At 63.2% G+C, this 24,213-nt stretch carries 13 protein-coding genes and 2 pseudogenes; 9 read left to right on the forward strand and 6 right to left on the reverse strand.

The features are described 5' to 3' along the window. Positions 1-19 precede the first annotated feature (19 nt). Entirely contained in the window at positions 20-526 is a 507-nt protein-coding gene (gene msrA, locus CXF97_RS26535) for a peptide-methionine (S)-S-oxide reductase MsrA (protein ID WP_101162363.1), read from the forward strand. A gap of 20 nt (positions 527-546) precedes the next feature. Here msrA and CXF97_RS26540 read toward each other — a convergent pair whose 3' ends face one another. Then, a complete protein-coding gene (locus CXF97_RS26540) occupies positions 547-1,764 on the reverse strand; it encodes an MFS transporter (protein WP_101162365.1) in 1,218 nt (405 codons plus the stop codon). 130 nt (positions 1,765-1,894) lie between these two features. Between CXF97_RS26540 and CXF97_RS26545 the strand changes: the two genes are divergently transcribed. Next, on the forward strand, positions 1,895-2,518 hold the full coding sequence (locus CXF97_RS26545; protein ID WP_101162367.1) for a TetR/AcrR family transcriptional regulator: 624 nt from the start codon (positions 1,895-1,897) through the stop codon (positions 2,516-2,518). Between the two features lie 5 nt (positions 2,519-2,523). Here the strand turns inward: CXF97_RS26545 and CXF97_RS26550 are convergent, their stop codons facing one another. Next, positions 2,524-3,750 carry an MFS transporter gene (locus CXF97_RS26550; RefSeq protein WP_157830933.1) on the reverse strand — a complete coding sequence of 409 codons (1,227 nt, stop codon included), beginning with the start codon at positions 3,748-3,750 and terminating at the stop codon, positions 2,524-2,526. 62 nt (positions 3,751-3,812) lie between these two features. Between CXF97_RS26550 and CXF97_RS26555 the strand changes: the two genes are divergently transcribed. Both CXF97_RS26555 and CXF97_RS28615 read left to right on the forward strand, forming a co-directional pair. Beyond that, complete coding sequence (locus CXF97_RS26555) at positions 3,813-4,811, forward strand: AraC family transcriptional regulator (protein WP_101162696.1); 999 nt, start codon at positions 3,813-3,815, stop codon at positions 4,809-4,811. Positions 4,812-4,932: 121 nt separating this feature from the next. Beyond that, a pseudogene (locus CXF97_RS28615) lies at positions 4,933-5,177 on the forward strand (hypothetical protein); the annotation flags it as partial. Here CXF97_RS28615 and CXF97_RS26565 read toward each other — a convergent pair. From CXF97_RS26565 to CXF97_RS26575, 3 genes are read right to left on the reverse strand one after another with little or no spacing between them, the layout of a single operon-like run. Beyond that, a complete protein-coding gene (locus CXF97_RS26565) occupies positions 5,152-5,394 on the reverse strand; it encodes a hypothetical protein (RefSeq protein WP_101162369.1) in 243 nt (80 codons plus the stop codon). The pseudogene CXF97_RS28615 and the gene CXF97_RS26565 overlap by 26 nt on opposite strands. Beyond that, a complete protein-coding gene (locus CXF97_RS26570) occupies positions 5,394-5,924 on the reverse strand; it encodes a hypothetical protein (RefSeq protein ID WP_101162371.1) in 531 nt (176 codons plus the stop codon). Before CXF97_RS26570 ends, CXF97_RS26565 begins: the two co-directional genes overlap by 1 nt. Before the next feature lie 49 nt (positions 5,925-5,973). Then, complete coding sequence (locus CXF97_RS26575; protein ID WP_101162373.1) at positions 5,974-6,198, reverse strand: DUF2188 domain-containing protein; 225 nt, start codon at positions 6,196-6,198, stop codon at positions 5,974-5,976. Positions 6,199-6,869: 671 nt separating this feature from the next. On the opposite strand from CXF97_RS26575, the pseudogene CXF97_RS28855 reads away from it, so the two are divergent. The 5 genes and pseudogenes from CXF97_RS28855 to CXF97_RS26595 all read left to right on the forward strand — a co-directional run. After that, positions 6,870-10,307: pseudogene (locus CXF97_RS28855) on the forward strand (Ig-like domain-containing protein); the annotation flags it as partial. After that, entirely contained in the window at positions 10,305-18,521 is an 8,217-nt protein-coding gene (locus CXF97_RS28860; protein ID WP_371918402.1) for a BapA/Bap/LapF family large adhesin, read from the forward strand. The pseudogene CXF97_RS28855 and the gene CXF97_RS28860, both read left to right, overlap by 3 nt. A 45-nt stretch (positions 18,522-18,566) precedes the next feature. Beyond that, on the forward strand, positions 18,567-20,003 hold the full coding sequence (locus tag CXF97_RS26585) for a TolC family outer membrane protein (protein WP_101162377.1): 1,437 nt from the start codon (positions 18,567-18,569) through the stop codon (positions 20,001-20,003). After that, positions 20,000-22,162 (forward strand): type I secretion system permease/ATPase, encoded by a 2,163-nt coding sequence (locus CXF97_RS26590; RefSeq protein WP_101162379.1) that lies wholly within the window; start codon positions 20,000-20,002, stop codon positions 22,160-22,162. Before CXF97_RS26585 ends, CXF97_RS26590 begins: the two co-directional genes overlap by 4 nt. A 5-nt stretch (positions 22,163-22,167) precedes the next feature. Beyond that, on the forward strand, positions 22,168-23,355 hold the full coding sequence (locus CXF97_RS26595) for an HlyD family type I secretion periplasmic adaptor subunit (protein WP_371918403.1): 1,188 nt from the start codon (positions 22,168-22,170) through the stop codon (positions 23,353-23,355). On the opposite strand, the gene CXF97_RS26600 is transcribed toward CXF97_RS26595, so the two are convergent. Further along, positions 23,356-23,952: a trypsin-like peptidase domain-containing protein gene (locus tag CXF97_RS26600; protein WP_101162381.1), complete on the reverse strand. Its 597-nt coding sequence runs from the start codon at positions 23,950-23,952 to the stop codon at positions 23,356-23,358. Positions 23,953-24,213 lie beyond the last annotated feature (261 nt).

Genomic DNA, 24,213 nt, shown 5'->3' on the forward strand with positions numbered 1-24,213 from the left:
CCGAGAGGAAGGACACACCATGACCACTCAAACCGAAACTGCCATTCTCGCCGGCGGCTGCTTCTGGGGCATGCAGGATCTGTTGCGTCGCTACCCGGGCGTGCTCAATACCCGAGTCGGCTACACCGGCGGCGATGTGCCGAATGCGACCTATCGCAACCACGGCAACCACGCCGAAGCCATCGAGATCAAGTTTGATCCGGCAGTGATCAGCTACCGGCAGATCCTCGAATTCTTCTTCCAGATCCATGACCCGAGCACGCCCGACCGTCAGGGCAACGACCTTGGCCCGAGTTATCGTTCGGCGATCTACTACCTCAACGACGAGCAGCGCGCCGTCGCCGAAGACACCGCCGCCGACGTCGACGCTTCGAAGCTATGGCCCGGCCGCGTGGTAACGGAAATCGAACCGGCGGGTCCGTTCTGGGAAGCGGAACCCGAGCATCAGGATTACCTGGAGCGGATTCCGAACGGCTACACCTGCCACTTCATCCGGCCGAACTGGAAACTGCCCAAGCGCAATTAACAAGATGAAATCGGCGGGGCTCAGTGCCCCGCCACTGCCGCTGCTCCGGTCGATCGCGGTCCCGGTCTGAAACCGTGGGCTCGAGCCCCCCAAGCAATGGCAAAGCCGATAGCGACCAACACCAGCATGGCCCATGGAAAAGAGGCCACTCCCCAGTGATCCAGCAACACTCCGCCGACCACACCGCTCCCGGCAATTGCGCTGTTCCACGCCACCACGTTCAGCGACAAGGCCACATCGGCGCCAGCACCCGCTGCGTCAGCCAGGGCCGTTTGCAACAGCGTCGCCGCGCCGCCAAAGGTCAATCCCCATACCGCCACGCCGAAATAGATCACCTCTGCAATCCCTGCGCCAAAACCCAGCGCTACGCAGACAGCGGCAAAGGTTGCCAGGCTCAGCAACACCGTCGAGCGCAGCAGCGGCTCGACCAGTTTCGCCGTCAGCCATATCCCGACCAGCGCGGCGACGCCAAAGATCAACAATACCGCATCCACGCGCTCGGCCATGCCCGCCGGCGCCACAAACGGGGCGATGTAGGTGTAGAGAATGTTGTGCGCGAGCATCCAGCTGATCACGACGGCCAGCACAGGACGAACGCCCGGGGTAGTCAGGACTTTGCCCAGCGACAGGCGTTGATCGGCCGGTTGCGGCGAATAGTCGGGCACTTTCACCAGTACCCAGACGATCAATACCAGGGTCAGCGCCGACATAAGGCCGAACGTGGTGCGCCAACCGACCAGCCCGCCGAGCCAGGTACCCAGAGGCACGCCCAGCGACAGCGCGATCGGTGTGCCAACCATCGCCAGAGCCAACGCCTTGCCCTGCTGCTCAGGCTCGACCATGCGTCGCGCGTAGCCGGCCAACAGACTCCACGCCAGACCCGCCGCTACCCCGGCGAAAAACCGTGCGACCAGCGTCACGCCGTAGTGCGACGACAGCGCGGTAATTGAATTGAACAGCAGGAAACCGACAATCGTTAGCAGTAACACGTTGCGGCGCCGCCAGCCACGGGTGGCGATGGTCATCGGGATCACCGCCAACACCGAACCCAATGCATACGCGGTGACCATTTGCCCGGCCATGGAGGGCGAAATTGCCAGGCCTTCGCTGATCAGCGGCAGCAAGCCCGCCGGCAGGGTTTCAGTGACGATGCAGATGAAGCCAGTCATGGCCAACGCCAGCAAAGCACCGACGGGCAAGCCTTTTGGCGTAGCCGTTAACGTTATTGAAGGTGTCACGGGAAGCTCCTCGAAAAAACCGACTCAGATTTAAATACCGATCGATCTAAATCCTGAAGGCGCATGTGCAGCGTTGTCAACAATTTCTGTATCGACTAGTCTGTATTTGAAATCAACGAGGAGTTTGCTCATGGCGAGAACCGGTCGCCCCCGTCAGTTTGATCGCGCCGAGGCTGTCGATCAGGCCTTGCAATTGTTCTGGCAACACGGCTACGACGCGACATCGCTGGCCCAGTTGAAGGCGGGCCTGGGTGGCGGTATCTCGGCGCCGAGCTTCTACGCCGCGTTTGGTTCCAAGGAGGCATTGTTCGAGGAATGCGTGCAACGTTATATGGCCACCTACGCGCAAGTCACCGAATGCCTGTGGGACGAAAGTCTGCCACCGCGCCAGGCGATCGAGACCGCATTGCGCCAGTCGGCACGCATGCAATGCGACGACGCGCACCCCAAGGGCTGCATGGTGACCCTCGGTATCATGAGCGCGCCGAGTCCGGAAAACGCCCATGTGGCGCAAGCCCTGACCCGCTCACGGCAGCGCACCCGCGCCGGTATTCAAGCCTGCGTCGAGCGTGCTGTGAATGCCGGTGAGCTGGCGAGCGGCACAAGTGCAGCAGTGATGGCGACGGTATTCGACAGTTTCCTGCAAGGCATATCCATCCTCGCCAGAGACAACACCGCACTGGAAAACATCGATGCTGCCATCACGCAGATCATGCGAACCTGGGACATCGCCGCCACTCGTGCAACACCTTGATCAAATCACAAATGCACGGGCGCCGCTGCCGGCGAGCCTGGCTCCGGCACATCGACATTGACCTTCAATGCGATCAGTAACGCAGCCAGCAACATCAGCATTCCGGCCCCGACAAATACACCGTTGATGCCGCTGAAACTGAACACTGAACCGCCAGCGGCAGCACCGGCGGCAATAGCAGACTGCACCGACGCGACGACCATGCCGCCCGCGCTTTCGGCCTGATCGGGTACTGAACGCGCCACCCAATTCGACCATGCCACCGGCACGCCACCGAAGGCCATCCCCCACAGCGCCAGGAGCAACGCCTGCCCGGGGACCGAAGCCTCGAACGCGACCAGCGCCAGAGCGGCAACGCCGACCAACACCGGCATAAGCACCAGCGTTGCCCGTGGATTGCGCTGCAACAGCCAACCGGCGAACAACGTGCCGGCAAAGTTTGCCACGCCGAAACCAAGGAGCATCAAGGCCAAGGTCTGCGCGCCGACGCCGGTAGTGCTTTCCAGAAACGGCCGGATGTACGTGAACAACGCGAAGTGCCCCGTGTGCACCAGTACGCAGCCGAACATGCCGATGGCAATGCCCGGTCGCAGCAACACCTCGAGTACCGTACGCAGGCGTGACGGACGATGCGGCGCCAGACTGGGTAGCGTGAACATTTGAAAGACCAGCGTCACCACGCCCACCGCTGCCGCCGCGAAAAACGCACTGCGCCAGCCAAACTGGCCGCCGAGATAACTGCCCAGCGGCACCGCCACCACCGTACCCACGGCGATCCCGCTGAAGATGATCGACAGCGCGCGCGGCAGCAGCGCCGCCGGCACCAGGCGCATCGCCACCGCCGCCGCCATGCTCCAGAAACCGCCCAGGGCGATGCCCAGGAGGATTCGCATGATCAGCAGCACCGCGAGGCTGGACGACAACGCGACCAGTAGATTCGAGGCAATCATCAGTGCCGAAAACCCGAGCAACACCCGCCGCCGATCCAGGCTACGCGTCAACCCCGGCACCAACAATCCGGCAAACAACGCGACCACCGCTGTCACCGTCACGGCTTGCCCGGCCAGCGCTTCGCTGACGCCAAGATCCAGCGCCATCGGGGTCAGCAGGCTGGCCGGCAGATATTCGGCGGTGAGTAATCCGAACACTCCCATCGCCAGTGAGAAAACCGCCATCCACGCAGGCACTGTCGGCTCTTCTTCAGCTCGCCCATCACAGACATATTCATTCATTTCAAAACTCCCTCGGACATTTCGTGAGGGCAGTCTATTGACGGCAAACCGGATGATCTATGATGCGCAGTCTTGAACTTTTGATCGAAACCCCGAACATGAGCAGCACTGATTCTTTCTCTGTGTCCTCAGACCTCATCACTGAGTTGCTGCGCAGCATGCGTCTGCGTGGCGTGCAATATCGGCGGATCCACGCCGGTCCGCCGTATGGCCTGGGTTTCAGTGAAAAATCCGGCCATGCGTATTTCCACTTCGTTGCCGCGGGTTCAACTGTCTTGCGGCTAAAGGATGGCAGCCTGTACGAATTGTCGACGGGCAATGCGGTATTCATTGCCCATGGGGCCTCGCACCAGTTGCTCTCACACCCAGGCGCCGAAGTGCAGGACATTGACAGCGCCGTCGCCGCGCCACTCGGCGACACAGTCTGTGCGCTGCAGGTCGGGCAAAGCAGCGATTCGCCCGATAGCGCTCTGCTCTTCAGCGGCTGTATGGAATTCGAACTCGGCAGCCTGCACGGCCTCGGTCGGCTGATGCCTGGGCTCATGTTGATCGACGCCGGTGGCCAGCGCTATCCGGGACTTATGCCAATCCTGGCGACCATGGAGCGCGAAGTCAGCGCGGCGCGCATCGGCTTCGCCGGGATCCTCGCACGCCTTGCCGATGTGGTGGCTGCGATGATTGTTCGGGGCTGGGTCGAATGTGCTTGCGGCAATGCCTCAGGTCTCGTCGCCGCCCTGCGTGACCCGCGTTTGGCAAAGGCCTTGCTTGCCCTGCACGAACAACCGGGCCGCGACTGGAGCGTTGCCGAACTCGCAACGCTGTGCAACACCTCACGCTCGGTGTTCGCCGAACGCTTCCAGACCACCCTCGGCACCCCGCCGCTGCGCTACGCCACCGAACTGCGGATGCGCCTGGCCAGTCAATGGCTGACGCTGGAAAGACTGCCGATTGAAGAAGTGGCGCAACGTTTGGGCTACACCTCCCAAGCGGCGTTCAGTCGTGCGTTCAAGCGCATGACGGGAAGCTCGCCGGGCGCGAGTCGGCGGCAGCGCTCAAGATGAGCATGGCAGCACAGGCGGCAATCAACCTGTGCCGCCTGCTTCGGAAATGGCTGTCTTGCCGGCTTAGTGTGCGCAACTTATCGTTTCCCCCACGTCGCTGCCTGAAGTTGAAAACGCTGGGCACATCGCCGACGCGGCTGTGAACGGTTTAGGGATTGCGGACCTGCCTGAGGACGAGTTCGGTGCGCATCTGGCTGAAGGGCGTTTGGTCAGAGTGCTGCAAGACTGGTGCGAACCGTTCGGTGGCTTCCACCTTACTATCCCAGCCGCCGCCAGCCTCCCTGCTCGCGATGGCGCCAGACCCGCCACATCATCCTTGCATGCCAGCCCCGCGCGCCCCTCACAACTTCGGCACATCACCGGTAGCCTCGGCGATCGTCGCCAACGTTTCTTCCATGCTGGCGATGTCTTCATGAAGTTTTTGAAAGACCAGATCCAATGACTCCGGGGCGTCCACGGTCTGATGGCCACGCAGCGACTCGACGCTATCGCTCTCCACGTGCTGGAGAATGTCGACACTTTCGCGCAGCGCCAACAGCTGATCAAAGATAGCCGCAATCTGCGCCTGGCTTCGAGCGCTCATTATTTCCACCCAAGCCTGCCAATGATCTCGCGCCGGTAAGGCGTGTCGATCTGAGCCGGCACCTGTTCGATATAGTCGCGCGCTTGTTCGTGCGCCGCGCCGCTCAACCCGGCCAGATAAGAAACTGCGTCGTCGACATTCGGCACCAGGCCTTCAATGTTCTTGAATCTGCCGGGCAGCGCCGTCCAGATCACCGCGTCCAGTTGCCGAGGCATTGCCCATTCGGCGAGCAGGCCCGTCGGCGAGGTCCCGACGGTGAAGCTGCCGACGCCATCCTCCCTGCTCTCAGGGATGCCCTCTCGAATACGCAGGAGTTCACGGGCCTGATCGAGGTCGGTCACGTCCAGTACCGACCACAGCACTTTGCATGGCGGAGCGTTCGCGCTGATTGCCGTAGTCAGCTCGCCGCTATCACTGACGCGTACGAAGTCGATCGGTACCCGCGGCCCGTCGGCAAACCATTCGCTGGCCAGCGGCAAGCCGTCCGGCTTCCAGATCAGTGAGCCCCATCCCAGACATGCGATGACCATAAATCAGACCCTTCTGAAGAAACGATGAACACAGAAAAGAACAGCTTGCTCAGCCTTTGGTTTTTCGCGGGTCGGCAGCGCGTGGAAAGGTACGTTCTTCCTGAATCGTCCCGTCCTCTTTATGGATTTTCAGAGAAGCGGTTTTGCCCTGCAGATAATCGCTGGCGATCTGCGTAATCTCGGCTTTGGTCGCAGCCGTTTTCGACGCTCGCTGCGCGCCCTCTTTGACCAGTTCCCAGCGCTGCTCGTTTTTACTGATGTGGTAGTTATCCATTCCTTCACCTCTGATGTGAATGATCGAGACCGGTAATGGATTGACCTTGGGCGCTTGTGAGAGTTTGAAAGAATTAGCGGTGCCCTTCTGTCGGTCCACGTTTGAACCCGGACCAAGTAATCACCAACGATCAGTTCGATCTCGATCACTTCGGCGATCGATAGCTAGCGCATGAAATGCCTTGGTATCGAAGAAATCTGCTGAAACGAAAAACCCGGATTTCTTATACAAAACCTTTCGCCCCTGTTGCGCTTGTTGATTAATACCTTCGCAGATAGGCGACAGCGCTATGCATCGTGGGCCATTCCGAGTGGAAATATTAGTTTGCCATTATCGATCAAGACTCAAATTGCCCTTTTTCGCCAATCGCTTTCGCCAATGTTTAAAACGACACATTTTGTTTCATCCAGTCACGCGTTGGATCCAACGTTCCGACAAACGGTAACCTATTCAGAATCGTTGTATTTCATAGACTTAATCGTAATCAAAATGCCATAACGGGCACTCGCCAAAAATCAGGCAGCCTCTTTTCCTACTCCCTATCTATGGTTTTTAAAACCATCCGTGGACGTCCGCCCAGCCAATTACAGGGAGTAGTAATGGACAACATCGTCATTGCCGACAAAGCCAATTCTCAGCTCACTGCCCAGAACTGAGGCAATGTTCAGCTCAATCAGCCGTCAGTTGTACAAATGCCGGTCCGTCCCGACCAATTGGCGTCAACCAGTCGCAGCGGTCAGGATTTGATCGTCAATCTGAAGTCTGGCGAGCAAATCAAAATCTCCAATTTTTTTGTCACCAGCGCCGACGGTGTGCCCAACGACATTGTGTTTCAGGGTGACGACGCGACACTGTGGCAGGCCCGCTATAACGCCGAGCCATTCAATGGCTTTACCTTTGAAGAAATCAATTCGCTGGATGAACTGATCGCCGGCGTTGGCGTGGTTGACGGCGCGACACCGGCCTGGGCGATTGCCGGGCTGGGCTTGTTGGGCGCGGGTGGTGCGGCGGCCGCTACGGGAGGAGGTGGCGGCGGAGGTGGTGGTGGTGGCAGCGGTGGTGACGCGACGCCCCCTGCTCCTGCGACCGGTTTGACCTTGTCGGCCGATGGCCGCGTACTAAGCGGTTTTGGCGAAGTTGGCAGTGTCGTTCAGGTGCGCGATGCGGTGGGCAATCTTTTAGGCTCCGGAACGGTCGGCGCCGATGGCAGTTTCCAGGTCGACCTGGGTACGCCGCAAAACAATGGCCAGCCGCTCGACGTCACGCTCACTGACCCTGCGGGCAATGTATCGACGCCGGGCTCGATTACCGCGCCGGATACCACCGCGCCCGCCGCGCCGGGCAATCTCAGCGTGAGCGCCGATGGCACGCAGCTTGGTGGTACCGGTGAAGCCGGCGCGACCATTCAGGTGCGCGCGGCCGATGGCACCCTGCTCGGCAGCGCCGTTGTGGCGGCTGATGGCACGTTCAGTGTCACGCTCAGCCCCGCGCAAACCGGCGGCCAGCCGCTGACCGTGAGCGCCACCGACGCGGCGGGCAACACATCCACCGGCGAAACAGTCAGTGCGCCGCAAATCATTGAACCGCAGACGCCAACCAACCTCGGTTTGAGCAGCGACGGCAGCCAACTGAGCGGCACCGCACGGGCCGGGACGACGATTGAAGTGCGCGCCGCCAATGGCGAATTGCTCGGGCGCGCGGCGGTGGCTGCTGACGGCAGTTTCCTGCTGACGCTGATCCGCGCGCAGGCCAACGGCGAAATCGTCAGCATCGTCGCGGTCAACAGCGCCGGTGCGCAATCGCCGACCGTGACCTTCAATGCACCTGACATCACCGGTCCCGGCGCTGCAACGGATCTGGCCGTGAGCAGCGATGGCCTTTCGGTCACCGGCCGTGGCGAGCCCGGCGGCACAGTCAGCATCACCAATGCCCAAGGCACGTTGCTCGGCACGGCGTTAGTCGCAGCCGATGGCTCGTTCACCGTGCAACTCAACGCCGCGCAAATCGATGGTCAAGCGCTCAGCGTGCAGGTCACCGACGCCGCCGGCAACCCTTCGCCAGCAGCCACCGTTATCGCCGTCGACCTCGATGGCGTGACGCAACCGAGCGACATCGCGGTGAGCGTCGATGGCACCCAGTTGAGTGGGCGCGGCCAGGTCGGTTCGACCGTGACGGTGCGCGACGCCAACGGCAATGTGCTCGGCACGGCCGTGGTGGCGGCGGACGGCACGTTCAGCCTGCAACTGAGCAGTCCACAGAACAATGGCGAAACGCTGCAGATCAGTGCCAGCGACGCCGCTGGCAACACCTCCGCGCCGCTGAGCTACGTCACACCTGACACCCAAGGGCCGACGGCCGTCTCCGATCTCGCGCTCGACGCTCAGGGGCAGACGCTCACCGGTAAGGGTGAGTTGGGTGCGTCAGTCACCGTGCGCGATCCGGCCGGCAATATCATCGGTACCGGCACGGTGGGCGCCGACGGGAGTTTTACCGTTCCACTTTCCACACCACAGACCGATGCGCAACAACTGCAAGTGATCCAGACCGACGCGGACGGCAATCCTTCGGCGCCGGTCAACGTGATCGCACCCGATCTGACTACACCGGTTGCCGTGACCGATGTAAGCATTTCCGCCAATGGCGCCGTGGTCTCCGGCGCGGGTCAGATCGGTGCCACCGTTACTGTCACTGACACCAATGGGACCGTGCTGGGAACAGCTGTCGTCGGCAGCAACGGCCGGTTCGAAGTCACCTTGTCCTCGCCACAAACCAATGGCCAGAACCTCAGCGTCGTGCAGAGCGATGGCTCGCCTTCAGGCTCGCCGGCAGTTCCAGTTGAAGCGCCGGATATCCAGGCTCCCACTGCCCCTTCGGATCTGACGCTGAATGCAGGTGGCACTGAACTGAGTGGCACCGGCGAACCCGGTGCCACGGTGTCAGTCAAGGATTCGGCCGGCAATGTGTTGGGCACCGCGATCGTCGACGCCACAGGCGCCTTTACAGTGCCGCTGAACAGCCCGCAGATCGAAGGCCAGCAACTGCAAGTCAGCCAATCGGATGGCGTGAACGTTTCCCCCAGCACACCATTGACGGCGACGGACACCACCGCGCCGCTGGCGCCGGACAATGTCGTGCTCGCCAGTAACGGCGTGACCTTGACCGGCACCGGGCAAGCGGGCAGCACCGTAACCGTCAGCGCGCCCGACGGCACGGTGCTCGGCACTACGGTGGTCGCCAGCGACGGCAATTTCAGCGTCAACCTGAGTCCGGCTCAGCTCGACGGCCAGGTATTGAGCGTGATTCAGACCGATGCGAGCGCCCTGCCCTCGCCGGCCACGCCGGTCACCGCACCGGACATCACCGCCCCACCTGCACCAAGCGGTCTGCTCATCGATCCGGCGGGTGCCACGGTCACCGGCACCACGCAGCCCAATAACAGCGTTGAGGTGCTGGATGCCGACGGCAACGTCATCGGCACCGCTACCGCTGACGGCACAGGCGCATTCACGGTCAGTCTCGATACTGCTCAGACCAATGGCGAAGCCTTGCAAGTCGTGGTGTCGGACGGCACCAACAGTTCGCTTCCCGGCAGCGTCACCGCGCCGGACAGTACCCCGCCGGGTCCGGTCAGCGATCTCGCGCTCAATCCGGCCGGCACGCAGGTATCCGGCCTTGCCGAACCGGGCGCGACCGTCACCGTCAGCATCGCCGGCGGTGGTCTTGTGCTAGGCACCGTAAAGGCGGGTGCGGATGGCCGCTTCGTCGTGACCCTGAGTCCACCGGCCGAACCTGGCGGTGATCTGGAAGTGTTCAGCACTGACGGTGGTGGCAATGATTCGCCCGTTGTTCCGCTGGCAGGTCTGGACGGTACCGAAGTCGCGACCCCGACCGATCTGGCCTTGAGTGCCGACGGTTTCACCCTCACCGGCGCCGGAACGCCCGGTTGCACCGTGACGGTAACCAGCAGCAGCGGCGCTGTACTGGGTTCGGGACTGATCAACAGCTTCGGCCGGTTCACCCTGCTGCTCAGTGCCAAGCAGATCAATGCGCAAGTGCTGCAAGTGACGGCCACCAGTCCCGACGGCGACGTATCAATACCGGGCACCGTGACGGCGATCGATGGCACGGCGCCGGACGCCGTGACCAATTTGGCGCTGAATGCCAACGGCACGGCGCTGACCGGTCGAGGCGAGGCCGGTGCGACCGTGACCGTCACCGACAACGCAGGCACCGTGCTCGGCACGGCGCTGGTCGCCAGCAACGGCACGTTCAGCCTGACGCTGACGCCGGCGCAGCTCAATGGCCAGGCGCTTACCGCGATCCAAGGCGACGCCGCCGGCAACCTGTCGCAACCCGCCGGCATCATCGCCACCGATTTGCAACCGCCCGCCGCCGCAACGGGCGTCAGCATCAATGACGTCGGCACCGTGGTCAAAGGCCAGGGCGAAGTCGGCAGTACCGTGACGGTTCGCGACGCCGCCGGTAATGTTCTGGCGACCGGTGTGGTCGATCAGAGCGGCAACTTCCAGGTCACTCTGCCCAACGCGCAAAACACCGGCGAAACCCTGCAGGTCAGCCTGACCGACGCCAATGGCAATACCTCGACTTCTACCGGCGTGGTCACCCTCGACGGCACCGCGCCGGCCGCTGTGCAGAATCCACTGATCAGCGCCGATGGCAGCACCCTCAGCGGCACGGGCGAGGCTGGCGCAACAGTGAATGTCACCACCGCCAACGGCACTGTGCTGGGCAGCGTCGTGGTCGGCGCGGATGGCTCGTTCAGCGTGACCCTGGCGCCCGCGCCGACCAATGGCGAGGCGTTGGCGATCAGTCAAACCGATGCGGCCGGCAATGCTTCACAGTCGACCAGCGTCAATGCACCCGACATCAGCCCACCCGCCGCACTCACCCAAGTGGCGGTGAATGCCGACGGCGTCACCGTCACCGGCCACGGCGAACCGGGCGCCACCGTTTCGGTGCGCAGCGCCGACGGCACTTTGCTCGGCAGCGCGCAGGTCGGCACTGGCGGTGCATTCACGGTCACCCTGAATGCAGCACAGCTGAATGCCGAAGTGTTGACCGTTACTCAGGAAGATCCGCCGGGCAACGTGTCCACGGCGGTTGAAGTCATTTCGGTGGATTTGACTGCGCCGGCGATCCCGAGCGCATTGACCCTCAACGCGGCAGGCGTGCAACTGGCCGGTAACGCCGAGGCCGGCAGCACGGTGACCGTGCGCGACAGCCAGGGCAATCTTCTTGGCACCACCACGGCAGCGGCAAACGGCACATTCCAGGTGACGCTGAACAGCCCGCAAAGCAATGGCCAGGCGCTGAACGTGATAGCCACCGACGCGGCCGGCAATCCGTCCGCTCCTGCGCTCGTCAATGCCGCCGACTCCACGGCGCCGCTGGCAACCAGCGATCTGGCGGTCAGCGCCAATGGCGCAACGCTCACCGGTATCGGTGAGGCTGGCGCCAGCGTGGAAGTTCGCGATGCCGGCGGTGTCTTGCTGGGTACCGCGACCGTTGGCAGCAACGGCAACTTCAGCGTCACGCTGTCCCCGGCTGCGGTGGCGGGAGCGAATCTTTCCGTTGTGCAGATCGATGCTGCCGGCAATACCGGGCCGGCCAGCCCGGTGACCGCGCCGGGCGATCTGGCGGAAAGCGCACCGACCAATCTGGCCCTCAGCGTTGACGGTCTGACCCTGACCGGGTCGGCCACCGCCGGCAGCACCGTGAGCATTCGCAATGCGTCCGGCGTGTTGCTCGGCAGCGCGCTGGTGGCGGCCAATGGCAGCTTCAGCGTCACGCTCAATGCCGCGCAACTCAACGGCGAACAGCTGACTGCCGTGGCGACGTCGAGCACCGGCATCAATTCGTCCCCAACTGACTACACCGCCGCCGATATCGCTGCGCCAACGCCGCTCAGCGAACTGAGCCTGGCACCGAACGGCACGGCCCTGACAGGGCGTGGTGAAGCCGGTGCCACCGTCACCGTGCTCGGCACCGGCGGAGCCGTCCTCGGCAGCGCCGTGGTGGCGGCCAACGGCACGTTCAGCGTCACCCTCAGCCCGGCACAGACCTCGGGCCAGACCCTGAGCCTGAGCCAGGCCGACGCTGCCGGCAACGAATCCAACAGCGTCAATCTGACCGCCCCGGACCTGCTCGCGCCCAATGCGCCGGCGGCGCTGGTGGCAAGCGCGGACGGCACCTTGCTCTCGGGTACCGGTGAGGCCGGCACCACGGTCAACGTGTACAACGCTGCCGGTACGCTGATCGGCAGCGGCACCGTGAGCATCGACGGCACCTTTGCAATCACCCTGACCACGCCGCAGGCCAACGGTCAGGCGCTGACCGTGTCGCTAACGGATGCGGCGGGCAACACCTCGGCAGCCACGCCGTTCACTTCGGTCGACAGCACACCGCCAGCCGCTGTTTCGCAACTGAGCATCGGTGGCGACGGCGCAAGCTTGACCGGGCGCGGCGAGCCGGGGGCGCAGGTGCGGGTCATCGACAGCGACGGCAATGTGCTTGGCACCGCTGTGGTCAGCTCGACCGGTACCTTCACCCTCGCTCTGAACCCTGCGTTGACCAACGCTGAAGTAATCACCGTGGTCCAGGCCGACGCGGCGGGTAATGACTCACCGGCAGTGAACCTGACCACACCGGACTTCACCCCGCCTGATCCACTGGACAACGTCGATATCAACTCGTCCGGCGCGTTGGTCATCGGTACTGGCGAACCCGGCGCGACCGTGACCGTGCGCGATGCCAACGGCACCTTGCTCGGCACCAGCGTGGTACTCGGCGACGGCACCTTCAGCGTCACCCTCAATCCGCCACAGATCAACGAACAGATCCTCAGCGTGCAGCAGGCTGATCCACCCGGCAACGTCAGCGCCCCGGTGACGGTCACCGCACCGGATCTGACCCCGCCAGCGACGCCGGCCGATCTGCAACTGAATGCCGATGGCGGTCTTCTCACCGGTACCGGCGAAGTCGGCGCCACTGTCCGTGTGACGTCGGCCGATGGCACCGAACTGGGCACCGGCACCGTGGGCAGCGATGGTCGTTTCCAGATCACCGTGACCCCGGTGCAGACCAATGGCCAAGCGCTGTTCGTGGTGTTGGCGGATGCGGCCGGCAATGCCTCGCCTGCCGGCATCCTGACCGCGCCGGACAGCACGCCTCCTGCCGCACTGACCGATGTCGACATCGACGCCAGCGGCAGCCTGATCACGGGCTCCGGTGCGGCTGGCTCGCAGGTGGTCGTCACCAATGCGGTGGGCACCATCGTCGGCACTGGCACGGTGCAGGCCGACGGCAGTTTCAGCGTGACGCTCGACCAGCCGCTGCTCAATGGTGAAGCCTTATCGGTGATCCAGCGTGATGCGGCGGGCAACCCTTCGCCGATCGTGCCCGTCACTGCGCCGGACATCACCCTGCCCGCTGCGCCCACCGACCTCGTTCTCACGCCTGATGGCCTGACACTGACCGGTACCGGTGAAGCCGGCGCCACGGTGCGCGTGCTCAGCGCGACTGGCACGGTACTGGGCTCGGCAACCGTGACCGGCAATGGCTCGTTCAGCGTGACCCTCAATCCGCCGCAGGTGAATGGCGAGCTGTTGAGCGTCAATCAGACTGATCCGGCTTCAAACATTTCACCCACAGCACCTCTGCAAGCGGGCGACAGCACTGATCCGCTGGAAGTGGCCGACCTCAACGTCAGCCAGGACGGCTTGACCGTCACCGGTACCGGCGAGCCCGGCGCAACCGTCACCGTGCTTGACGGCGCGGTGGCGCTCGGCACAGCGACAGTGGCGGCAGATGGCAGTTTCAGCGTCACGTTGTCGGCTGCGCAACTCGATGGCCGCGCACTGTCGGTCGTGCAGGCCGACGCACAAAACAACCAGTCCGAGCCCGTTCTGGTCGACGCGCCGGACAGCACTGCACCGATCGCACCAACGGTGACATCGCTGACCGGCGCCGGCACCTTGCTCGCCGGGACCGCCGAAGCCGGCAGCACCGTGACTGTGCTGTCCGCCACCGGCACCGTGCTCGGCACAGCAGTGGCATTGGGCGACGGCACCTATATAGTCACGCTGAATCCGGCCCAGGCCAACGGTCAGTTGTTGTCGGTGATCGCGACGGACGAAGCGCAAAACGCATCGCCAGAGCTGCTCTACCCGGCGGCAGATACCACGGCTCCGGATGCCGTCACCGGTCTGACCATCTGCGGCGATCTGAGCCAACTCGCCGGTCGTGGCGAAGCCGGCGCGAGTGTCGAGGTGACCGATGCGCTGGGCAATGTTGTCGGCACCGGCACGGTCGCGGCCAACGGCACATTCCTGATCGATCTGGATCCGGGCATCACTGCCGGCCAGGTGCTGACAGTGAATCAAACAGACGTCGCGACTAACGTGTCCGCAGACGCCGACCTGACTGTTCCGGCAGTGCCAGCCCCGGCTGCGCCGGACAATCTTGTACTGACAGCCGACGGCGTGACGCTGACCGGCACGGCTGCCATCGGCACCACCATCAATGTCTTCGCTGCGGACAACAGCCTGATCGGCACCGGCGTCACCGGCCCGGATGGCACGTTCAGCGTGGTGCTGACGCCTGCGCAAACCAACGGCCAAAGCCTGGAAGTCACTGCCAACACTGCGTTGGGCGGCGCTTCGCTGCCGACTGAAATCACAGCCGGTGACACCTCGGCGCCCGCGCCACTCAGCGATCTGGCAGTCAATGCCAGCGGCACACTGGTCACCGGGCGCGGCGAAGTCGGCGCGTCGGTGACCATCACCGGCGCGGGCGGCGTGGTGTTGGGCAATGCGACGGTCGGCGCCAATGGCGCCTTCAGCGCGCAGCTCAATACGCCGCAGGTCAATGGTCAGGTGCTCAATGCGACACAGACCGATGCGTCCAATAACACCTCATCCGGGCTTAACGTAACCGCGCCAGACATCACCCCTCCGGCGGCTCCGACGGCGCTGGTGCTCAGCGGCGCCGGGCTGGTGCTCGGTGGGCTCGGTGAAGCCGGCGCCATTGTTACCGTGCGCGGTGTTGGCGGCGCGGTGTTGGGCACCGCGACGGTGGCGGGCAATGGAACCTTCTCGGTGACCTTGTCATCGGCGCAACTCAACGGCCAGCAACTGAACGTCACGCAGAGTGATGCGACGGGCAACGTTTCGCCGGTTACCAACCTCAGCGTTGCAGATACCACAGCGCCGGCGCCGCTGAGCAATGTCAGCCTGAACGGCACCGGCCTGGCGGTCAGCGGCACGGGTGAAGCCGGCGCCACGGTCAGCGTGACCAACGTGGCGGGCACCGTGCTCGGCACTGCTGTGGTCAATGCTGGCGGCACCTTCACCGTGCAACTGTCCAGCGCGCAACTGAACGGCCAACAGCTCAACGTCCAACAGGCCGACCCGACGGGCAATCTGTCGCAGGTCTTCAATCTGACGGCAGCCGACGTGCAGGCGCCGATCGCGGCCAGCGGTCTGACGCTTGCAGCCAATGGTCTGACCTTGAGCGGTACGGGTGAAGCCGGTGCAACGGTCAACGTCTACGGCCCGGGCGGCGCGCTGCTCGGCACCACCACGGTGGGCAGCGGCGGCACCTTCAGCGTCAATTTGAACACCGCGCAACTGGACGGCCAGTTGTTGACCGTGCGCCTGGTCGACCCGGCCGGCAACCTGTCGCCCAATGCCAGCGTGACGGCGCCGGATATCACCGCACCCGGTGCGCCGACTGGTGTCAGCGTCAATGGCAGCGGCACCTTGCTCACCGGCGTTGGTGTGCCCGGTTCGACCATCAGCGTGCGTGGCGTCGGCGGTGTCGTGCTCGGCACCGCCACCGTCGCCGCCAATGGCAGTTTCTCCGTGGTGCTGGCCTCGGCGCAGATCAACAGCCAAGTGCTCAGCGTCACCCAGGCCGATCCGAGCGGTAACGTATCTGCTGCGGCGAGCGCGACGGCGCCAGACCTCACGCCACCCGCGGCCGCCACGGCGCTACTGGTCGGTGCCGATGGTCTGACCGTCACCGGTACCGGTGAGGCCGGCGCAACGGTGACCATCAAGTCGGCCACCGGCGCCGTTCTGGGCACTGGCACGGTAAACAACCTCGGTGTGTTCACCGTCGCTCTGAGCAGCGCACAGATCAACGGCGAAAAACTCACCATCAACCTCAGCGACGCACGCGGCAACGTATCGATCGCCGCCAACGTCACCGCGCCGGATGTCGACGTCAATGCGCCGGTGATCGCCAGCGATAACCTCGTCGTAGGCACCGTCACCCTGGCCCCGGTCACCGCGTCTCAGACGTTCAACGACTCGTTCACCACACTGCTGGCCGGATTCTCGAAAACCTTCACCTTCACCGTGGCCGGCGGCACGCAGCTTGATCCAACCCTGACGTTGACCACCAACAGCCTGATTTCCCTGCTCGATGGCGTGGTCTATACCCTGCAGGTAAAAAATGCGAGCGGCACCTGGGTGACTCTGGATGTCAACGGCAGTGGCGGCCTGCTCGATCTGATTGCCTTGACCGGCCAGGGCGTGCGGGTCGACATCGGTAATCTGCTTTCAGGCGACTACCGGTTGACGGTATCGAGCACCGGCATCGGCGTCCTGACCACGGTCAATACTCAGCTGCAACTGGACGTCAGCAGCCTGACGCAGTTCAACGGCATTGCCGGACCCGCGGTGACCGGCAACGTCATCACCAATGTCGGCGTCGATGGCACGGTCGATCAGACCGGTCCGGACAACGGCGCGCAATTGCAGATCTTCAAGAACGGCGCCTGGGTCAGCGCCGGGGCCGGCACCACGGTGCAAGGGCTGTACGGCACGCTGACCATCGACGCCAACGGCACCTACAGTTACAAGCCCAACGGCAGTGTGGGCAGCGTTGGCAAGGTTGATGTCTTCAACTATCAATTGGTGCACCCGAACGGCTTGAGCGACACCGCCAATCTCTACGTGCGCATTGACAGTCCGCAAGCCACCGAAGTGTGGAACGACGCCAATCTCGGCAGCCCGGCGCTGGTGGTCGATGCCACGCCGGACATTGCCTCGACCGACGTCACCCTGATCAACCGCGAAGTCACCACCAACTCCGCCCTCGGCACGTTCAACGTGCTGCTGGGCGGCGGCAGCGGTAACTACAACACGGTGGTCGCGGCCGATACCGTCAGTGACCTGACCGTGGTGGTCAACTCCAGCAACCTGCTGGCGCTGCTCGGCTCGATGACGGTGGGCCTGTACAAACTCAACACCGCCACCAACCAGTACGTACTGGTCAAGAGCTACGGTGGCAATGCCCTGCTCAATCTCGGCGGCGGCAATTACGGGATCAAGTTCGACGACCAGACCCCCGGTAGCTATCAGGTGCGGGTGGCGGTGGGCGGCCTCGGTCTGCTCACCAGCGTCAACACCAGCCTGATCAACGCGGCGACCTACACCAACCAGTTCGTGGTCGGCAGCTACACGCCCGTCTCCGGCAACCTGCTCACCGACACCGCGGGCGGCGGCGCCGATGTGCTCGGCTCGGTCTACACCCTGCTCAGCGTGCTGGTCGCCGGCAGTTACGTGGCGCCGGGTTACAACGGCGTCTCGCTGGTCGGCAACTACGGCACGCTTTTGGTCCAGGCCAACGGCAATTACACCTACACGCTCAAGGCCGGGCTGACCGATGCGGTGATCGGCCAGGAAGACACCTTCACCTATCAACTCACCCACCCGAACGGCACGGTCGATACCGCGACGCTGACCATCGACCTGAACAACGCTGGCGCTTTCGCCAGCACCGCGTTCTCGGCGCTGGCCAGCGATGACCTCGGTCTCGCCCGTGCCACTGGCAGCGAGTTGATTCAGGGCGCTGAGGGCAACGACACGCTGGACGGCTCGCACGGTGGCGCTGTCACGCTGCAAGGTGGCGGTGGCGACGACACGCTGATCATCGCCGACCAGCAATTCACGTCGGTAGATGGCGGTAGCGGCACCGACACCCTGCTCTGGGCCGGTGGTGACGTATCGATCAACCTTGGCGATCTGCAGAGCAGGATTCACAACGTCGAAATCCTCGACCTCAACCATTCCAGTGCGGTTGCGCTAACCCTGAACCTCAACGATTTGCTGGCGATCACTTCGTCTGACAACAACACCCTGCTGATCAAGGGTGACGAGAAGGACAGCGTGCACATGACCGATGGCTGGTCCGCCGATGGCACGCAGCAGGCCGACGGCATCGATTATGTTCAATACACGGCGCAGGAGGATCCGAGCCACCACTTGTGGGTGCAGAACGGCATTCAAGTGGTTTGAAACAAGACATCAGCAACGTCCGTCTCTCAACAGTAAGGGAAGTCTGTGGAGTCAGTTTTTCGCCAGAAATGGCCGGTGGTCCTGTTGACCATCGGCCTCTACCCCGCTTTCACCGTTGGCGTTCGCGCCGACGACAATCTCGACAGCAGCTTGCGCAGCATCAGCCCGTCGCAACTGCAACAACCGGCAGGCAATGAAAGCCGTCAGCGCCCTGCCCCCGCTCTGAAAGCGTCCGCCGATGCGGACGCGTTGGGGCTGGAACAAGCGGTCAGGCTGGCCGTGGATTGGCACCCACGCATCGGCGAGGCCATCGGCACCCTGTTCCAGCAAGGCGAAGGGGTCAACGTCGCCGAATCCGGCTATTACCCGCAGGTCACCGGCGGCATCAAGGGTGGTTACACCAGCGGTTACGGCAGCGATGCTGGCAGCCAGTCGGTGAACATTTCCCTCAAGCAGATGCTGTATGACTTTGGCAAGGTTTCCAGTTCAGTCGACGCCGCCCGGGCGCGGGTGGCGCGCAGTCAGGCCGGAATTCTGCTGGCGATCGACGACATCGCCCGCGACACCGCCAGGGCCTACATCGAAGTGCAGCGTTATCAGCGTCTGCTTGAGGTTGCCCGTGAACAGATTCAGGGCATCGGTGGCATCGTCGACCTGGCCAAACAGCGCAGCGACATGGGCGCCAGCACCCGTTCCGATATGGTCCAGGCGCAGTCCCGGGCCGAAGGCGCGACGGCGACGTTGCAGGAATTCAAGGCGCAATACGCACGCTGGCAAGCGACCCTGACCAGTCTGCTCGGTCGGCGCACGCCGCCGGCGGTCAGCGACGCCGCCGCGCCTACGCTGACTCAGGCCTGTGACGCCTCGCAAATCTCCGACACCCTGCCCGCCGTCCTGCAAGCTGCCGCGCAGCGCACCCAGGCCCAAGCCGAGCTGGCCCAGGCCAAAGCCGAGGCCTACCCGACGCTGTCGCTGCAACCCTCGGTCAACCAATACCTTGATAACAACTACGACGAGCAAAACTCGCGCGCCGATCGCACCCAGGTCGGGATCTTCCTCAACCTCGAAGTGCCGATCTATCAGGGCGGTGCGATCAGTGCGCGCAGCCGCGCCGCTGGGCATGCGCTGACCGCAGCGGATTCGGCCGAAGACTTCGCCCGCCTGCAAGCGCGCCAGGGTCTGGCTGAAGCCCAGGCGCAAACCTCGGGCTTGAACCGTCGGCTGCGCTCGCTGGAATTTCGCCAGACCAGCATCACCGAGGCGCGCATGTTGTATGGCCGCCAGTACCTGGAACTGGGCACGCGGCCGCTGCTCGACCTGCTCAACGCCGAGCAGGAAATCCATCAGTCGCGCTTCGATCTGGTCAACACCCAGGCTGATCTGCAACGCCTGCAGATCGACTGCTTCTACAACAGCGGTGCGATTCGCCGGGTCTTCGGCATCGACCACAGCGCCATCCAGAATGTCGAGATCCTGCCATGACCGATGCCAGCATCACTGTTCCCGAACCCGCCGCTGCCGAAGCTCGCGAGGATTATTCACCGTGGCTGGAAGCGGTGCTCAAGGTCGCCCGTCACTATCGCCTCGACGTCTCGCCGGAAAGCGTGCGTCTGGCCTCGGTGCACAGCGAAGGCCGCGTCGAAGAAGTGGTTCGGCACATGGCGCGTCAGGCCGGTTTGAGCGTGAAATTCGCGGTATTCGACAACAAGAGCCTGAGCCGCTGGCGCACGCCGCTGGTGGTGCAACTGCGCGACGGTCAGGTCGGCGTGCTGGAAAGCATCGGCGAAAACGGCGAACTGGGCATCGGCTTCAGTGGCGATCAAGGTTTGCAGAGTCGCATGGAGGCTGGCGCGCTCGCCGAGCAGGCGCTGCGCACGGTGATCCTGCGTCCGACGCAACCGGTGGCCGACGTGCGCACCAACGATTACATCAAGCCCTACGACGAGCACTGGTTCCGGCGCATCGTCCTCACCGATCTGCGGCCGTACACCCAGGTGATGATCGCCTCGCTGGTAGCGAACCTTTTGGGCATGGCCGGGGTGCTGTTTTCCATGCAGGTGTATGACCGGGTGATTCCGGCCGAGTCGCTGCCGACGCTTTACGTGTTGTTCGGCGGGGTGATGCTGGCGCTGCTGTTCGATTTCGTCATGCGCATTCTGCGGCTGCGCATCACCGATGTGCTCGGTAAGCGTGCTGACTTGCGGGTGTCCGATCTGGTCTTCGGTCATGCGCTGCGTCTGCGCAATTCCGCCCGGCCGAAGTCCACCGGCTCGTTCATTTCGCAACTGCGCGAGCTGGAGCAGATCCGCGATCTGATCACTTCAAGCACCGCCACGGCACTGGCGGACATGCCGTTTTTCCTGCTGTTCCTGCTGGTGTTCTATTTGATCGGCGGGCCACTGGTGCTGATTCCACTGGTGGCGCTGGTGTTCATGTTGCTGCCCGGGATCATCGCGCAACCGCGTCTGGCGCGACTGGCCAATGCGTCGATGCGTGAAGCGGCGCTGCGCAACGCCATGCTGGTGGAAAGTATTCAGGGCCTCGACGACATCAAGGCATTGCAGGCCGAGCAGCGTTTCCAGCAACAATGGAATCAGTACAACGCCGCCTCGGCGGACAGCAGCTTGCGTTTGCGCTCCCTGACCAACAGCCTCGTGGCCTGGACGCAGAATGTGCAGGGCGGCGTGTTTGCCGTGGTGATCGTGTTCGGCGCGCCGATGGTGATTGCCGGCGACCTGACCACCGGCAGCCTCGTCGCGGCGTCGATTCTGTCTTCGCGGATGATGGGGCCGATGGCGCAACTGACCCACGTACTCACCCGTTGGCAGCAGGCCAAGGTCGCGCTCGAAGGCTTGAACCGGATCATGCAGATGCCGGTGGATCATCCCGAAGGCAGCCAGCGCGTGCACCTGCCGGCGATTCGCGGCGACTACCGGATGCGTCAGGCGAGTTTTCGCTACAGCGAAGAATCGGCCCCGGCGCTCAACAGCATCGATCTGACCATCCGCCCCGGCGAGCGCATCGCCCTGCTCGGCCGCAACGGCGCCGGCAAATCAACGTTGCTCCAGGCCTTGGGCGGTGCAATGGATCTGAGCAGCGGCGAAACCACGCTGGACGGCATCGCCCTGGCGCATCTGGATCCGGCCGACCTGCGCCGCGACGTCGGCCTGCTGTCGCAACAGGCACGGCTGTTTCACGGCACCCTGCGCGACAACATCACCCTCGGCGCCGGTCAGGCCAGTGACCAGGAAATCATCGCGGCGTTGAACGTTACCGGCGCACTGGATTTCGTTCGTCAGTTGCCCAAAGGCATGGATCATCTGGTGCTTGAAGGCGGCCTCGGCCTGTCCGGCGGTCAGCGCCAAAGCTTGTTGCTGTCGCGCTTGTTGTTGCGTCAGCCACAAGTGCTGTTGCTTGACGAACCGACGGCTGCACTCGACGACGTCACCGAACGTCTGCTGCTGGAAAAACTCGCGACCTGGACCCAGGGCCGAACGCTGGTGGTCGCCACGCACCGGGTCAGTGTGTTGCAACTGGTCGAGCGGATCATCGTCCTCGACTACGGCCGCATCGTCATTGACGACCACCGCGACGCAGCGCTCGCGCGGTTGCGCGCTCCCGGCAAAGGAGTAGCGGTATGAAACCGATGCTGACCGATGTGCCAGACCCGATGTCCTATCTCGACGGCCGCGATGAGCGCGCGCTCGCCGGTGGCGCGAAAGTGATCTGGGGGTGCGCGTTGATGCTCGCCTGTTTCATCGCCTGGGCGGCGTTGTTTGAAATCGTCGAGGTATCGACCGGCACCGGCAAGGTCGTGCCGAGCTCTCGCGAACAAGTGATCCAGTCGATGGAGGGCGGCATCCTCGAGCAGCTCAATGTGAGCGAAGGTGCGTTGGTCGAGCGCGGGCAGATTCTGGCCCAACTGGACCCGGTGAAAAACCAGTCCAACGTCGGCGAAAGCGCGGCCAAGTACCGTGCAGCGCTGGCCAGCGTCAATCGCTTGCAGGCTGAAGTCAGCGAAAAACCGCTGACGTTTGATCCCTCGTTGCAGGACTTCCCCGATTTGATCCGTGCCGAAACCGAGCTCTACCAGACCCGGCGCAAAGGTCTGGCGCAAACCCTCGACGGCATTCAGAGTTCGCTGAAACTGGTGCGCAGCGAACTGGCGATCACCGAAAATCTGGCGAAGATCGGCGCCTCCAGCCGGGTCGAAGTCTTGCGTCTGACCCGCCAGCGCTCGGAGCTTGAATTGAAGGCCACCGAAGCGCGTTCCGATTACATGGTCCGCGCGCGCGAAGATCTGGCCAAAGCCAACGCCGAGGCGCAGATGCTCGAAGCGGTGATCCGTGGTCGCACCGACTCGCTGTCACGCCTGACCCTGCGCTCGCCGGTGCGCGGCATCGTCAAGGACATCGAAGTCAGCACCATTGGCGGCGTGATTGCGCCCAACGGCCAGGTCATGCAGATCGTGCCGCTGGATGAGCAACTGCTGATCGAGACACGCATCTCGCCGCGCGACATTGCCTTCATTCATCCTGGCCAGGCAGCGAAAGTGAAAATCACCGCTTACGACTACTCGATCTACGGCAGCCTCGACGGCGAAGTGGTGACAATCTCGCCGGACACGATTCAGGACGAAGCCAAACCGGAGATCTTCTATTACCGCGTATTCATCCGCACCGCTTCGGATGAACTGCGCAACAAGGCCGGCAAACGCTTCGCCATCGTGCCCGGGATGATCGCCACGGTGGACATCCGTACCGGCGAAAAAACCGTGCTCGACTACCTGATCAAACCGCTCAATCGCGCCCGCGAAGCGTTGCGCGAACGCTGATCAACGGCTGGCCAGCTTGGTCGCTGGTGGCGCTGCCGGGGTGATGCTGGCCTGATAGCGCGACCATTCGCGATTGATTTCCGCGTACGGCAGGAAAATGCTCACGCGCGGCTGGTCAAGCAGGTCTTTACGCTTGAGGCGGCTGACGTCGTCACGGGTCAGAAACGCCACGTTGATGCCGACCACCTTGCCATCGGCGGAAAACACCGGCCCACCGGACATGCCTTTGGCCAGCGCGCCATTGTGGGTGCCGTAAAGCACGTTGCCCTCTTTGACGTCGAGGCGAACCATGGCCGGCAAGGCCTGGCCGGTGCCCTTGACCGACATGTACAACGAATTGAAGCCCACCGACGTCAGCTCCTCACCAGGCTTGTAACCGCGCCACGCCGGCACGCTATTGGCCTTGTGGCGGAAGAACTGCACGTCTGCCTGGCCCTGGAACACCGTGCCCGACAAGTAAGGAATGTGCTTCACCGTCACCGCGAAATCTTCATTCCATTGCACAGCCGAACCCATCAGCAGGTAAGGCAAAGGCGCGCCGGAGTGAACGACAAAGGCTTGGTCTAAAACAGGATCCTGAACAAAAGCGACTGGCATTCCATTGCACCCGCTGAGCAGCATCGACGCTGCAACAAGTGACTTGAGGGGGCGCATTTTCGGTACATCTTGAAGTGAGGAAAGGTGCTGCAATATGTCATTGCGCCATCACTTCTAGCAATAGCCTGAGCCTACCGTTTGTCGGCGAGCGATATAGTGAGTCAATCATTGGATCCAGGATCCGAAACGAAAGCGTTGCGAGCGTCTATTTTGATATCACCTCTGAACGGAACGACCACTGATGTGCAGAGTCATCTGCAA

The sequence above is a fragment of the Pseudomonas sp. Choline-02u-1 genome, assembly GCF_002836515.1.
GTDB lineage: Bacteria > Pseudomonadota > Gammaproteobacteria > Pseudomonadales > Pseudomonadaceae > Aquipseudomonas.